Source organism: Pseudomonas sp. URMO17WK12:I9 (assembly GCF_900230165.1).
Classification (GTDB): domain Bacteria; phylum Pseudomonadota; class Gammaproteobacteria; order Pseudomonadales; family Pseudomonadaceae; genus Aquipseudomonas; species Aquipseudomonas fulva.
Map to the genome: position 1 here is coordinate 113,609 of NZ_OCMQ01000005.1, position 13,922 is coordinate 127,530.

Consider the following 13,922-nt stretch of genomic DNA (forward strand, 5'->3'; position numbering starts at 1 on the left):
GCGGGTTTTCCGGGGGTTCCAGAGATTTCGAAAACCTTCTCTGGAACTTTATATGGTGCCGGCACCAGGAATCGAACCCGGGACCTACTGATTACAAGTCAGTTGCTCTACCAGCTGAGCTATACCGGCAATGGGGCGTCATTATAACGATCGTTTGGCGTGTGTAAACCACTTCCTTGCGATTGTTTGAAAATGACCTAACTCACCGACCCAAAAGGGAAATTTTCTTACCAGCCGCGGTGGAGGGTGGTGACGTTTGGTTCGGTCTTGCCGGGGTTGAAGAACAGCTTGTCGTTGTCGCAACCGCGCTTGCGGCAGGTGTTGTCGGCGCGCAGGGGTAGGCCTCGGTCGCCGCCCAGCTGCATGCCGGGGTGGTTCCAGCCGAGGTTGCCGGGGGCGGGGTGCGAGGGGCCGCTGGCGCAGGCGGTAAGAGCCAGGGCGAAGGCGAGCAGGGCGAGGGGCTTGGCTTGGGTCACGAGAGTCAGGTCCGTTGTCGAATCTGGCGCAACGCCAGATGGCCGCAGGGCTGGCAGGCAGCGCGCGACGTCACTTTTTAATGATTTGGGGGGCGCATGATACACGGTTGTGGGGGCGGGGATTAGGGGTGGGATGTTGCGGGGAGTGTGCGGTGGGTCATGGAATGGGAAGTTGAGTGGGTTTTTGGGGGAGGCGGGGGTGTGTGGGGCTGTGGATATGGGGTTTGGGGTGGAGTTACTGGGGCCGCTTTGCGGCCCATCGCGGCGCGAGGCCGCTCCCACACCGGGATACGTTGGGCTGGAATTTTGTGTTTGATTGATGGTACGGGATGAGTGGTTTGTAGTCTGAGGGCCTTGGTTTTGTAGGAAATGTCTGGACTCTTCTGCTGGAGGCTTCTGCAAATTTACGTATCGGACGTATCCTACGCGCTCTGCCGAAGTATCGCCGTTGTCTGGGAAATACCTCACGGATACCTTTGCCCCGTCGCTCTGGCGACCGGGTGTGAGAACCCGACTTCGAATAAGCGCTACCTGCAATGGTGGCCGTGCGCGGGCAGGCTTTGGTCTGGCCGGGGTTCCTTATTCACTCGGTTTCTCACCCTGCGTACGGCTGCCACCCTATCCGTGAGAAGGTCTGCGTGGCGGCTCCTGTTTTCGAATAAGGAACCAAGTCATGGATACGAGCAATTCGGACCCTATCACCACCGCAGGCGTAGAAACCTTCCTCCAAGCCGGCACCCCACCCGTAAACCTCCTTCGCGTACAGCCCGGCATCCCGGTGGATGCTGCGTACGAGCATGTCTCCATTCTGATGGGTTACATCAAGCACCTGGTGCGTGAGGGGGACATGGAGGATGACCACAAGCTGCTCGGTGCGGCGGATTACCTCTGTGACATGGCCAACGCCTTGCTGAATGACATCGAAATCGCCAAAGGCAAACGCCACTAGCCAACCAGAACCTTGGCGGCATGGATGACAAGGGGCCAGGGTGCCAAGCGGATAGACAAACCGTTCTCAGGCACCCGCCCAATGCTTTCATAACTGCTCAAAGAAAACAGACCTTAAAATTTCAAGGCCATGTGCCAGACCTAGAGCCATTCCCACTTCCGGCATGGCAGCTCGATCCCCTACGCACCAAACCTCTCTGAAATCAACAAAAAATCGCCCCTGAAAAATTGCTTATGCACAAGCGGCATCGAATGCTTGTGCCAATGGCATAACCCCGCCCGCGGTTAACTAAATTTGCGCAAATGCCTGTTTTTGCTGGTCTTGAACGTCATTTTGGAATAAGCCAATCCATGCGAATGGCCCCGTACACCAACAGGTAACCCCAAGCTTGTTCACAGACTTATCCACAGGTTTTTCTGCGGCTATCTGTCGCGCTCGGCGAGGATCATCAGGTTGCGTGGGGTGAGGGCATAGTCGCAAAACATGCCCAAACGTACGTCATAGCCCTGTTCGGTCAGAAAAAGGGCACGATCCAGTGCCAGCCAGAGTTCGAGTGGACGGCGGAAGAGGTTGCGCAGGCGTTCGAGGTTGCGTACCTGCGCCAGGCGATCCCACCCTGCCGATTCCAACGCCGCCCAATCGATATCCCCATGCAGGTCCAGTTGCTTGAGCGCAGCCAGGTCACGGCAATACTGCTCGAAGGGCTTGGCCAACCAGGCCACCGGCAGCGATGGCGTGGGCAGGTACTGGTCGGTCTGGCGCTGCTGGCGTTGCAGCAGGTCGAAACCCAGGCGGCGGGCCATGGACGTGTCGCGCTGGCGGCGTACGCGGGCACCGGCGGTGACGGTTTCGCTCAAGGGCAGGCCAAGGTCATCCAGCGACAGGTGCAAGGCCGAGGCGCGAGCAGCTGTGGATAACGCCTGGTACTGGGCGGTGGCAATGCGGTTGTAACAGCATGGGGCCACGGCCAGTTGTGGGCAATGTTGCTGGCTGGCCAGGCGCAGCAGCCGGACATGCAGGTCGCCGCAGGCGTGCAGGGCGACCACGCTGGTGTCTGCATCCAGATGCTCGGCGCTCCCAGGGGCCATCACGTCCTGATGGATGTGTTGCACGGGCAAATGGTGATGGGCACTGAGCGCCTCCCCGGCAGCCACCAGCGCGCTGTCGTACTCCAGGCAGGTCAGGCGCTGGCCGGGGTGCAGCAAACGCCGGCCCAGGTGGCCTTTGCCCGAGCACCAGTCCAGCCAGTGGCGCGAGGGCGCGCGGAAGGCGAGGTGACGGGCGAAGGCTTCGATCTGCTGCCATTTGCGGCCGGGTACATTGACGTCAAGCCGGTGGACGGCGGCGGGGAGCGCACAGGTGGGCAGGGCACCCAGCGCGCTGAGCGCCTGGGCGGCATCAGCCAACTGTGGATAAGGTGCGGGCAGTGCGTGTGGGTCGACGTCACCTTCGGCCTCGGCCAAGGTGCTTTGGCGCAGATGCCGCGCAAGTTCCGGGTAGGTGCTTTCCCAATCCAGGTGCAGATGGGTGAACGGCCTGGGTTTCCACAGCGCCTGATGCTCGGTCAAAAACCGGTCAAGCGCCTGAAAGCGTTCGAGCAAAAGGTGGCTGTGGAGGGAGGGAGGCATTGGGAGCGCTGTCGATAAAGGGTGGTCAGGCCTTGCTGCCGGCTGAACCCGCTTTCACCCAGGCATTCACATGCCGGGTAAAAAAGGGCCAACCGGCTGCAGCCGGTAACGGATCAGCGCCCTTGGCAGGCGTCCACGCGCAACCAGCGCTCCAGCAGCTTGAAGCCCTGCACCAGCATGAACGAGATCAGCAGGTAGAACAGGCCAGCGGCGAAGAAGATCTCCACCGGCAAGTACGTGCGGGCAATGATGGTCCGCGCCATGCCGGTCAGTTCCAGCAGGGTGACCGTACTGGCCAGCGCGCTGGCCTTGAGCATCAGGATCACTTCGTTGCTGTAGGCCGGCAGGCCGATGCGGGCAGCCCGGGGCAGCATGATGTAGACCAGCGTCTTGGCCCGGGACATGCCCAGCGCACGCGCAGCCTCGATCTCGCCCTTGGGAATGGACTGCAAGGCGCCGCGCAGGATTTCGGCGATGTAGGCGGCGGTGTGCAGGGTCATGGTCAGCACGGTGCACCAGAACGGGTCGCGCAGGTACGGCCACAGCGCGCTGGCGCGCACGGCGTCGAACTGGGCCAGGCCGTAGTACACCAGAAACAGCTGCACCAGCAGCGGGGTGCCGCGGAAGAAGAAGATGTAACTGAACGGCACGGCGCGCACGTACCAGTGCCGCGAAGAGCGGGCGATACCCAGCGGGATGGCCAGGATCAAGCCGGCCACCACCGCGATGGCCACCAGCTCCAGGGTCAGGGTGGCGCCCTGGGCCAGGCGCGGCAGCCACTTGATGATCACTTCCCAGTTCATTGTTCGGCCCTCGCGAAGCCGCGAGCGGCGCGTTGTTCCAGGAAATGCATGCCGGTCATGGCAATGACGGTCAGGCTGAGGTAGATGCAGGCCGCCACCATGTAGAAGGTGAACGGCTCCTTGGTCACGGTCACGCCAATCTGGGCATGGCGCATGATTTCTTCAAGGCCGATCACCGACACCAGCGCGGTGTCCTTCATCAGGATCATGAACAGGTTGCCCAGGCCCGGCAGGGCGATGCGCCACATCTGCGGCAGGATGATCCGCGACAGGATGCGGCCCTTGGACATGCCCAGCGCCAGCCCGGCTTCGCGGTGGCCTTTGGGGATGGCCAGGATAGCGCCCCGGAACACCTCGGTGGCGTAGGCGCCAAAACACAGGCCCAGGGCAATGACGCCTGCGGCAAAGGCGCTGAGCTCAAGGCCTGGCATGTGCAGGGCTTCGCCCAGGGCGTTCATCAGGCCCACGGTGCCAAAGTAGATCAGCAGCACCCACAGCAGTTCGGGAATACCCCGTACCAGGGTCGAGTAGAAACCGCCAAGCCACTGCAAGGGCTTGAGCGGGGAAGTCTTGGCCAGGGCGCCGAGCAGGCCCAGCACCAGCCCTAACAGCAAGGCGCACAGCGCCAGTTTTACGGTCATCAGGGTGCCGGCCATCATGGCCGGACCGAATCCGTGCAAGTCGATATTCATGGGCAGGTCATTCTAGGGAGAGGCGCGCCACCGGGGCGCGCCAATCGGGGCGGATCATTCGATGCTGAACGGGAAGTACTTGTCGTTGATCTTCTTGTACGTACCGTCGGCCTTGATTTCGGCCAAGGCCTTGTTCAAGTCGTCGCGCAGCTTGGTGTCACCCTTGCGCACGGCGATACCGATCTTGTCGCTGTCCATCACTGGCTCGCCCTTGAACTCGTAGTTCATGCCGTCCTTGCTCTTGAGCCACTCGTACTGCACGTACTTGTCAGCCAGGATGCCGTCGATACGGCCGGAGACCAGGTCCAGGTAGGCGTTTTCCTGGGTGTCGTACAGCTTGATGTCCACACCGCTGTAGTTGTCTTCCAGGTAGGTGCCGGCCAGGGTGGCGCGCTGGGTGCCGATGACCTTGCCCTTGAGCGAGTCCTTGTCAGTCTTGAAGTCGACGTTCTTCGGTGCGATGAACTGCAGCTTGTTGGAGTAGTACGGGTCGGTGAAGTCCACCGCCTGCTTGCGCTCGTCGGTGATCGACAGCGACGAGACCAGGAAGTCGAACTTCTTGGCGTTCAGGGCCGGAATGATGCCGTCCCAGTCGGAGGTGACGACCGAGCACTCGACCTTCATCTTGGCGCACAAGGCATCACCAATGTCCTTGTCGAAACCGACGACATTACCGCTGGCGTCCTTGTTGTTGAACGGTGGGTAGGCGGCTTCGATACCCATGCGCAGTTTTTCCGCGGCCATGGCATTGGCCGACATGACCAGGGTGGCAGCGGCTGCCAGGAGAAACTTCTTGTAGGTGTGCATGTATTGCTCCGTTAGCGGTGGCTGGACATGAATTGCTTGCAACGCGCCGAGGTCGGGTTCTCGAAGACCTGCTGCGGCGATCCCTGCTCTTCGACCAGGCCCTGGTGCAGGAAGACCACTTCACTGGACACCTGGCGGGCAAAGTTCATCTCGTGCGTCACCAGCAGCATGGTACGGCCTTCTTCGGCCAATGCGCGGATAACGTTAAGCACTTCCTGGACCATTTCCGGATCGAGGGCCGAGGTGGGCTCGTCGAACAGGATGACCTTGGGCTTCATGGCCAGGGTACGGGCAATGGCGGCGCGCTGCTGCTGGCCACCGGACAGCTGGGCGGGGTAGCTGTGACGCTTGTCGTAGATCCCCACCTTGTTGAGCAGCGCTTCGGCTGCCTCGACGGCCTCGGCCTTGCTTTGACCAAGTACGCGGCGTGGGGCCTCGATGATGTTGTCGAGGATCGACATGTGCGGCCACAGGTTGAAGTTCTGGAAGACGAAGCCGATTTCGCTGCGCAGTCGGTTGATCTGGCGGTTGTCGGCAGCCATCAGGTCGCCGTTCTTTGCGGCCTTGAGCTTGAGGGCTTCACCGGCCACGAGGATTTCGCCCTGGTGCGGGTTTTCCAGCAGGTTGATGCAGCGCAGCAGGGTGGACTTGCCGGAGCCGGACGACCCCAGAATGGAGATCACGTCACCGTCGCGTGCGGTCAGCGAAATGCCCTTGAGAATTTCCTGCTCGCCATAACGTTTGTGCAGGTTGCGGATTTCCAGCGCGGGCGTGGCCTGAGCCATGTGCGGTCCTCATGTGTTCGGGTGCGTTCCCAGCTGTTGGCGGCCTTCCTGGCGTGCGCCAAGCTAGCATAGCGGCATTATGACGGCCAACAGGGTCGCCGGGCACTCTGGGCATTGGTGGGGCAGTTTGTCGCATCGTTGCAGCGCAACGTCGCGCAGATGTCCACAAGGGAGGTTACCCGGCACCAGAGCCATGATGAAAAAAGGCGCGATGGTGCCAGTTTTGACGGTCTCAGGGAAGCGCTTTCGGACCATGTGGCCGTCAAACCTGACTGTCCGGGCAGCCTGTCGAGGCGGCCCGGTGCAGCCTTTTTTACCCCCGCCGCGGTCCAGGGTTGTACCGAAGGGTTGCGCCCTGTTTGCCTTGTGATGGTGCGCAGGTGTTACCGAGGGGCACCTTTGGTGCATTTGTAAGTGAGTATTTCGGTAATGAGCGCTTTTGATGGCTAATCGGCCATTTAATGGCCCTTTTTGCCGTGGCCCCCGCCGTTATTGGCTTCGGGCGTGGTCGGGCCGAGTGTGCGTAGCACATGGCGCGGTTATTGCCAGTGTCCAATCAATGGTTGCCGCTGTGCATGCTCCTGACGCGAGCCGCGCTTGTGCAACCGATGTGATCTACTCCTTGCAAAGGTAGTTTTATGAGCGGCAACAATTCCAATGACCTCGCTCAGGGGCTTAAACAACGGCATGTGACCATGCTGTCCATTGCTGGCGTCATCGGCGCAGGCCTGTTCGTCGGTTCCGGACACGCCATTGCAGCGGCGGGCCCGGCGGTACTGCTGGCTTATGCCGCCGCCGGTACGCTGGTGGTGCTGGTCATGCGCATGCTCGGTGAAATGGCAGTGGCTTCGCCTGACACCGGTTCGTTCTCCACCTACGCCGACCGCGCCATCGGGCGCTGGGCCGGCTTCACCATCGGCTGGCTGTACTGGTGGTTCTGGGTGTTGGTGATTCCACTTGAGGCCAACGCCGCTGCAGCCATCCTGCATGCCTGGTTCCCGGCCGTTGACCTGTGGGCGTTCTCCCTGCTGATCACCTTGGCACTGACCGTGACCAACCTGTTCAGCGTGAAGAACTACGGTGAGTTCGAGTTCTGGTTCGCCCTGCTCAAGGTGCTGGCCATCATCGCGTTCATCGTGGTCGGTTGTGTGGCCATGTTCGGCCTGGTACCCAACAGCCAGGTCAGCGGTGCCAGCCACCTGTTCGATACCCAAGGCTTCATGCCAAACGGCCTCGGCGCCGTGCTGGCTGCCATGCTGACGACCATGTTCTCGTTCATGGGCACCGAGATCGTCACCATCGCCGCTGCCGAGTCCAAGGACCCGGGCAAGCAGATCAGCCGTGCCACCAACTCGGTGATCTGGCGTATCTGCCTGTTCTACCTGGTGTCGATCTTCCTGGTCGTGGCGCTGGTGCCATGGAATGACCCGGCGTTGGCCGAAGTCGGTTCCTACCAGACCGTGCTCAGCCGCATCGGTGTACCCAACGCCAAGCTGATCGTCGATATTGTGGTACTGATCGCCGTGACCAGCTGCCTGAACTCGGCGCTGTACACGTCCTCGCGCATGTTGTTCTCGCTGAGCAAGCGTGGCGATGCCCCGGCCATGGCCCAACGCACCACCAAGGCGGCTACCCCTTACGTGGCGGTGCTGCTGTCCACTGCGGCGGCGTTCCTGTGCGTCTTCGCCAACTTCCTTGCGCCAGCCCAGGTCTTCGAGTTCCTGCTGGCAAGCTCCGGCGCCATCGCGTTGCTGGTGTACCTGGTGATTGCCGTTTCGCAACTGCGCATGCGTGCCAAGCGCGAGGCCAGTGGTGAGCAGATCGCGTTCAAGATGTGGCTGTTCCCAGGGCTGACCTGGGCGACCATCGCCTTCATCGTGGCGGTACTGGGCGTAATGGCACTGCGTGAGGACCACCGCATCGAGATCATCGCGACGGCACTGCTGAGCATCGCCGTGGTGGCTGCGGGGCTGCTGGTGCACCGCAAGCGCGAAGCCGGTGGACGGGCAGCGGTGGCCAAGTAAGGCCGCCACTCCATTTGCCTGCGTGCAGGGCCGGCCATCGCGGCCGGTCCAGCGCCTCGGCAAGGCCGCTCACGCAGGTATTCGGTCGTCTTTAGGAGCGGGGCAAGTCGGCTGTTTCCAAGCCGTCAGCCCGGCCACCCTAATCAACCAAACTGCTTCTGCTGTTGCTGCTGCTTGGCCACCAGCTCGGACGCAGCCAGGTAAGCCTCCTGGAACTCATCGCTTTCCAGCCACGCCATGGTCGTGTCTTCGTCCGCGCCGTCGAGCCATGCACGGTAGGCGTTGAATACCATCACGATATAGTCGGTCGCGTGTTCTTCCTTGTGGCCCTTGAGCACCAGAGCCAGCAGCGGATCAACCAGGAACACCGAGATCATCGGCACCAGGCCGCCTTCCTGGGCTTCCTTCATCTTCTTGAACAACGGGTCGTAACTGGCCGACGCCATGGCCTTGTCGAACACCTGCTCGACGCTGGCGCTATCGCCTGCGCTGGCCTTCACGGCCTGGCCGCTGCGCACCATGCGGTTCTGCTTGGCCTTGGTGGCGGCGCGCTTGGCGCGTTTTTGTTGCTTGCTGGAGGTGGCCATGGGCAATCCTTGGGTGGGGCTTGAAAGTGCGCGTATTGAAGCGCAGTTGCCCGCGAAACCCAAGTGCCATGCACGCAGCGCCGGCTGTCAGCTGGCGATCGCGTCGTCCTCCTCGAACCCGCGCGATGCCCGCCCGACCAGCAGTGGGTCCGGCGCGTAGGCCACGCTCAAGTCCTTGTCCGGGTAGTCCAGCGAATGCAGGAAGTGGCGGATGCAGTTGATGCGCGCACGCTTCTTGTCATCGGACTTGATCACCGTCCACGGCGCGTCGGCGGTGTCGGTGTGGAAGAACATGGCTTCCTTGGCGGCGGTGTAGTCGTCCCACTTGTCCAGAGACTTGATGTCGATGGGCGACAGTTTCCAGTGCTTGAGGGGCTCGTCCCGGCGCGAGATGAAGCGGCGCAGTTGTTCCTCGCGGTTCACCGAAAACCAGTACTTGAAGAGCAGTATGCCGCTGTTGCACAGCATCCGCTCAAGGTCCGGTGCCTGGCGCATGAACTCCAGGTATTGAAGGGGCGAGCAGAAATCCATCACCTTCTCGACGCCCGCGCGGTTGTACCAGGAGCGGTCGAAGAACACCATTTCCCCCGCCGTGGGCAGGTGCTGCACATAGCGCTGGAAATACCACTGGCCTTTCTCTTGTTCCGACGGCTTTTCCAGCGCCACGATGCGAGCGCCCCGGGGGTTCAGGTGCTCCATGAACCGCTTGATGGTCCCACCCTTGCCTGCAGCGTCCCGCCCTTCGAACAGAATCACCACCCGCTGGCCGGTTTCTTTCACCCAGCTTTGCACCTTGAGCAACTCGATCTGCAGGGCGTGCTTGGCCCTTTCGTACTCTTGTCGACGCAGGCGCTGCGGGTAGGGGTAGCCGGATGGCAAGCGCGCCGATGTGCTGTCTTCGCTGCTGCCCTTGGGAGCGCTGGCCACTTCCAGTGCGGTCGGTGCCTGGCTGATCGCGGTGATGGTCGGTTCGGGTTTGCGCGGGCGGGGGCGGCGAGTGCGGGGCTTGGCCGTGGGGGTAGCCTTCTTGGGGGGTGGGGAAGTCTGGAGAGGGGCGTCGTCGCTCATGGAGGTCCTTGCAAGGTGGTTCGAATGTTCACCTTGAATGCTAAGGACGACAGGGCGCTGGCTCTTTGATGTTGATCAACCCGGCCGGGATGAGTGCTGCTGACCGAAGGCTACCCACGACGAAGGGCGACCCACCAGCACTTTTCGACAGGCAACAAAAAACCCGCACTGGGCGGGTTTCTTGTGTCGCTTCGGGTAACTTTGCAACCACCAGAAGCTGAAGGTGGTGCCCAGAGACGGAGTCGAACCGCCGACACGAGGATTTTCAATCCTCTGCTCTACCGACTGAGCTATCTGGGCGACGAGGTGAATTAAATAGACTTTCAGACCGCTCGTCAACGACTTTTTGAAAAAAATATTAAATTAATTCCGTCGCTTACGTGCCCCCGGGTCATTGCGAGGGCGGTACGTAGCCTTCTGCCTGAGCGTATTCTTCGCCAGCGAAAAACTTGTCCATCTCGGCCTGGAGGAATTTGCGGTCCTCGCCATTCATCATGTTCAGGCGCTTTTCGTTGATCAGCATGGTCTGGTGCTTCTGCCAGTCGGCCCAGGCCTTCTGCGAGATGTGGTCGAAGATGTCCTGGCCCTTGGCCCCTGGATAGGGTGGGCGGTCCAGGCCGGGCAGTTCTTCGTTGTACTTGCGGCACATCACGGTGCGGGTCATCAGGCATCTCCTGCAATCAGTTCGTCGGCTGCGCGTTTGAGCAGCTTCTTCACCGGGGCGGCCAGGCCCAGGCGCGGTGGGGTGGCCAGGTTATACCAGAGCCAGTCGGCCTCGACCATGTGCTCGCCAACCGGGTCGACGTGCACCAGCCAAGGCTCGATGGCCAGCTGGAAGTGGCTGAAGGTGTGGGTCAGGTTGTCCAGGGCGCGGCTGCGGCCCAGGCGCAGGCCGTGCTGGTCGGCCAAGTCGTCGAGCTGGGCGATGTCGTCGAGCTCCGGCAAGCTCCACAGCCCGCCCCACAGGCCACTGGACGGGCGACGGTACAGCAGGATGGCGCCGTCGTCGTTGGCCAGCAGCGGCATCAGCGTGCGCCGCTGGGGTAGCGCCTTGCGCGGCTTGGGCTCGGGGTAGCGGGTTTCTTCGCCGTGCAGGTGCGCCTCGCAGCCGCGCCGTACCGGGCAGAGCAGGCAGGTGGGCTTGCTGCGGGTGCAGAGCGTCGCGCCCAGGTCCATCATCGCCTGGGTGTAGTGGTTGGCACGAACCATGGGCGTGAAACGCTCGGCAGTGGCCCACAGCTGGTTGGCTACCTTCGGCTCACCCGGGTAACCGGCCTGGGCGGTGAAGCGCGCCAGGACTCGTTTGACGTTACCGTCCAGGATCGGTGCACGGATGCCCATGCTGATGCTGGCGATGGCCCCGGCTGTGGAGCGGCCGATGCCGGGCAGCTCGGTGAGCTGCTCGACGCTGCGCGGAAACACCCCGCCATGCTGCTCGACCACGATGCGTGCAGCCTTCTGCAGGTTGCGGGCGCGGGTGTAGTAGCCCAGGCCCGTCCACAAGTGCAGCACCTCGTCCTCGGGCGCCTCGGCCAGCGCTTGCACGGTCGGCAGCGCATGCATGAAGCGGTCGAAATAGTTCAGCACGGTGCTGACCTGGGTCTGTTGCAGCATGATTTCAGACACCCACACCCGGTACGGGTTGATGCCCTGTTGCCAGGGCAGATCGTGCCGGCCGTGCGTGTCGTACCACTCCAGCACAGCGCTGGAAAACTGCTCGGGTGTCATCGCTTGAACAGCCCCTTGAGCGCGTCTTTGAGTTCCGGGCTCACTTTGTCTCCGAGTTTTTCATCGAGTTTTTCGTCGATCTTGTCTTTGAGGCGGTTGCCTGCGAGTTTGGCGGCGACCTTGCCCATGCCGTCCTTGTCCAGACGGCAGGCCTTGGCGCCCAGCTCCAGCGGGCCACGGCAGCGCAGCGGCACTTCCACGCCCACGTAGCGCTCGTTGACCTGGCAGGCCGGGTCGGGCATGGCCCGCTGATCGCCCTCGACGATAACACCCACGTTGTAGTCCATGCCCAGTACCCGCAGGTCCACGTCACCATGGCCGTTGACGGTCAGGCCTGGAATTCGCACCTTGAGGTCAGGGTTGCTGGCCACGCCATTGCGAATCACCACGCTGCCACGCAGCGCCTGGAACGGGGTGTCCTTGCCGCGCGGCTCGCCGCTGAGCGACTTGCGGTTGAGCGTGGCAATGGCCTGGCACAGCTGTTGTTCGAGGTTGGCGTTGACCAGCACACCGTCATTGATGGTGAAGTTGGCCGTGCCGTTGAGCGTGTCCACCAGCGCTTTCTGGCTGTTGCCGGTGGCGGTCAGGTCGCTGGACAGGGTCAGCAAACCCTTGACCGGCGGCGTCTTGTCCTTGTCGTCGGTCTTGATGAAATGCTCGACGGGTACTCGCTGGATGCGGGTGTTGACCCCCAGCTGTGGCACGGCGGGGCGCACGTCGACCGTACCCTTGGCCTCGAACGTGCCGTTGTATAGGTCACCGCGCAAGGTTTGCAGGGTCAGTAGCCCACCCTGGCCATTGGCCGTCAGGCGGGCGCTGCCGATGGGCAGCTTGTCCAGCGTCAGCGAACCGAAGCTCAGGTCTGCCTGCAGGTCGAGGGCGCGCAGACGGTCCACCGGCAGCAGTTTGTCAGTGCTCCAGGCGCCCTGGGTGGGGGCGTCGGGCAGGGGTGTGCTGCCTGCACCGGCCACGGCACTGGCTTCTTGCTGCTGTACCTGGGCCTTGCGCGCAGCAGTGGCGCCCTTGGCCTCTTCGCTCTTGGCCGGCAGGTACCGGTCTGCATCGAAGCTGTCGCCCTTCAGTTGCAGGCGCAGGGCTTGCTTGGCGAAATCTTCAACCGCCACGCGTCCGGTGAAGGTGCTGCTGTCCAGTTTCACCGACAGGTCTTCCAGGGCGATGCTGGCAGGCGTGCCTTGCAGGCGCGTGACCAGCTCGAGCTTGCCGAATGCAGCCGGGTCCTGAGTGGTAGGCAGCGGGTGGCCGATACCGTCCAGGAAGGTACGCAGGTCGAACTGGGCAATGGACAGGCCGCCACTTAGCTGCGGCGTCTTGTCCAGCTCGCGCAGGTTGAGTTCGCCCAGGGCGCGCAGCTGGTTGGCCGACAGTTTCAGGCCGTTCCATGACGCCACGTTGGCGGCCTGGTCGAGCAGCAACTGGCCCTGGGCGGCGAAGGTTACGGTCTTGCCGCCAGTGGGCTCTCCAGAGGTTTCGCCCGACAGGCGCATGTCTTCGAAGCTGTAGCGCTTGAGCGCACGGTCCAGACGCAGCTCGCCGGCCACTTCGGTGCGCGCCTTGATGTTGGGCTGGCTGGCGCTGATGAATGCGCTGGCCTTGAGTGGAATAGTGGCGCCTTCGTGTACCGCGCCGGTGCTGAGTTGAATGCTTTCGGCGTTGTAGCTGACGCCGCTGCGTGCGTCGGTGTACTGCACGCGTGCGTTGTTCACGGTCAGGCTGTCGATATCGAGCTTGACCGGTCGGTCTGCGTTGGCAGTGCCGGAGCGCTGATCGGTGTTTTCGGGGCCTTGCGCATTGCCTGGTGCAGGGGTTTCGCCCTCGGCCGACGCAGGCAAAGGCTTGCCGATGTCCTCCCAGTTGCCATGCCCTTGTTCGTCACGTGTCAGGATCAGGTTCAGCCCTTCGACGCGCACATCACTCATCTGCACCTCGCGGCGCAGCAGCGGCAGCACCCGCACCGACAGGCCCAGCATCTGCAAGTCGGCAAAGGGCGCCTTGGGCGCATTCAAGGTGGCGATGCTGGCGTCATGCAGCTCAAGCCCCAGCCATGGGAACAGGCTCCAGCCAATGTCGCCGTTGAGAGTCAGCTCCACGTGAGCCTTGTCGCGCGCCAGCTGGCGAATCTCGTCTTTGTAGTCGTTGGGATCGAACAGGTGGGTCAGGGCAAAGCCCAGCGCCACGATGATCAGCAACAACCCGAGAAGCCCTAGGCCCAGGATTTTGCCGAACGCTTTCATGGGCGAGTCCTTAACTATCGGAATGTGAATTCAAGCGCGAGAGTATAGCGCCGCAGCGGCCGTCCCTGCTGATTCGGCTGGATATACCGGCCATTTCCCACGTGCTCAGTAGATGCTACGGCT

At 62.2% G+C, this 13,922-nt stretch carries 13 protein-coding genes and 2 tRNA genes; 2 read left to right on the plus strand and 13 right to left on the minus strand.

All coding sequences use genetic code 11. From position 1 onward, the window contains the following. Positions 1 to 53: 53 nt before the first annotated feature. Positions 54 to 129: transfer RNA gene (locus CRP40_RS12535), tRNA-Thr, on the minus strand. A 98-nt stretch (positions 130 to 227) separates the two neighbouring features. Then, positions 228 to 476, minus strand: coding sequence for a hypothetical protein (locus tag CRP40_RS12540; RefSeq protein WP_023535804.1), 249 nt, complete (start codon positions 474 to 476; stop codon positions 228 to 230). 673 nt (positions 477 to 1,149) lie between these two features. Between CRP40_RS12540 and CRP40_RS12545 the strand changes: the two genes are divergently transcribed. Continuing rightward, positions 1,150 to 1,425: a DUF3077 domain-containing protein gene (locus tag CRP40_RS12545; protein WP_027914094.1), complete on the plus strand. Its 276-nt coding sequence runs from the start codon at positions 1,150 to 1,152 to the stop codon at positions 1,423 to 1,425. Positions 1,426 to 1,847: 422 nt separating this feature from the next. Here CRP40_RS12545 and CRP40_RS12550 read toward each other — a convergent pair whose 3' ends face one another. The 5 genes from CRP40_RS12550 to CRP40_RS12570 form a co-directional block, all read right to left on the minus strand. Continuing rightward, positions 1,848 to 3,053: a methyltransferase gene (locus CRP40_RS12550; RefSeq protein ID WP_027914093.1), complete on the minus strand. Its 1,206-nt coding sequence runs from the start codon at positions 3,051 to 3,053 to the stop codon at positions 1,848 to 1,850. 113 nt (positions 3,054 to 3,166) lie between these two features. Further along, a complete protein-coding gene (locus tag CRP40_RS12555; protein WP_023535781.1) occupies positions 3,167 to 3,856 on the minus strand; it encodes an ABC transporter permease in 690 nt (229 codons plus the stop codon). Next, a complete protein-coding gene (locus CRP40_RS12560) occupies positions 3,853 to 4,548 on the minus strand; it encodes an ABC transporter permease (RefSeq protein WP_023535794.1) in 696 nt (231 codons plus the stop codon). Before CRP40_RS12560 ends, CRP40_RS12555 begins: the two co-directional genes overlap by 4 nt. Before the next feature lie 54 nt (positions 4,549 to 4,602). After that, positions 4,603 to 5,355 carry an ABC transporter substrate-binding protein gene (locus CRP40_RS12565; protein WP_023535762.1) on the minus strand — a complete coding sequence of 251 codons (753 nt, stop codon included), beginning with the start codon at positions 5,353 to 5,355 and terminating at the stop codon, positions 4,603 to 4,605. Between the two features lie 11 nt (positions 5,356 to 5,366). After that, entirely contained in the window at positions 5,367 to 6,140 is a 774-nt protein-coding gene (locus tag CRP40_RS12570; RefSeq protein ID WP_023535748.1) for an ABC transporter ATP-binding protein, read from the minus strand. Positions 6,141 to 6,778: 638 nt separating this feature from the next. On the opposite strand from CRP40_RS12570, the gene gabP reads away from it, so the two are divergent. Continuing rightward, entirely contained in the window at positions 6,779 to 8,164 is a 1,386-nt protein-coding gene (gabP, locus tag CRP40_RS12575; protein WP_023535725.1) for a GABA permease, read from the plus strand. A gap of 143 nt (positions 8,165 to 8,307) precedes the next feature. On the opposite strand, the gene CRP40_RS12580 is transcribed toward gabP, so the two are convergent. From CRP40_RS12580 to CRP40_RS12605, 6 genes are all read right to left on the minus strand, one after another. After that, positions 8,308 to 8,751: a hypothetical protein gene (locus CRP40_RS12580; RefSeq protein WP_027914092.1), complete on the minus strand. Its 444-nt coding sequence runs from the start codon at positions 8,749 to 8,751 to the stop codon at positions 8,308 to 8,310. An 87-nt stretch (positions 8,752 to 8,838) separates the two neighbouring features. Continuing rightward, positions 8,839 to 9,819: a polyphosphate kinase 2 gene (gene ppk2, locus CRP40_RS12585; RefSeq protein ID WP_027914091.1), complete on the minus strand. Its 981-nt coding sequence runs from the start codon at positions 9,817 to 9,819 to the stop codon at positions 8,839 to 8,841. 224 nt (positions 9,820 to 10,043) lie between these two features. Continuing rightward, positions 10,044 to 10,119: transfer RNA gene (locus CRP40_RS12590), tRNA-Phe, on the minus strand. A 91-nt stretch (positions 10,120 to 10,210) separates the two neighbouring features. Next, entirely contained in the window at positions 10,211 to 10,483 is a 273-nt protein-coding gene (locus CRP40_RS12595) for an oxidative damage protection protein (RefSeq protein ID WP_027914090.1), read from the minus strand. Beyond that, on the minus strand, positions 10,483 to 11,547 hold the full coding sequence (gene mutY / locus CRP40_RS12600; RefSeq protein WP_027914089.1) for an A/G-specific adenine glycosylase: 1,065 nt from the start codon (positions 11,545 to 11,547) through the stop codon (positions 10,483 to 10,485). The genes CRP40_RS12595 and mutY overlap by 1 nt, the downstream gene beginning before the upstream one ends. Further along, positions 11,544 to 13,799, minus strand: coding sequence for an AsmA family protein (locus tag CRP40_RS12605; protein ID WP_027914088.1), 2,256 nt, complete (start codon positions 13,797 to 13,799; stop codon positions 11,544 to 11,546). Before CRP40_RS12605 ends, mutY begins: the two co-directional genes overlap by 4 nt. Positions 13,800 to 13,922 lie beyond the last annotated feature (123 nt).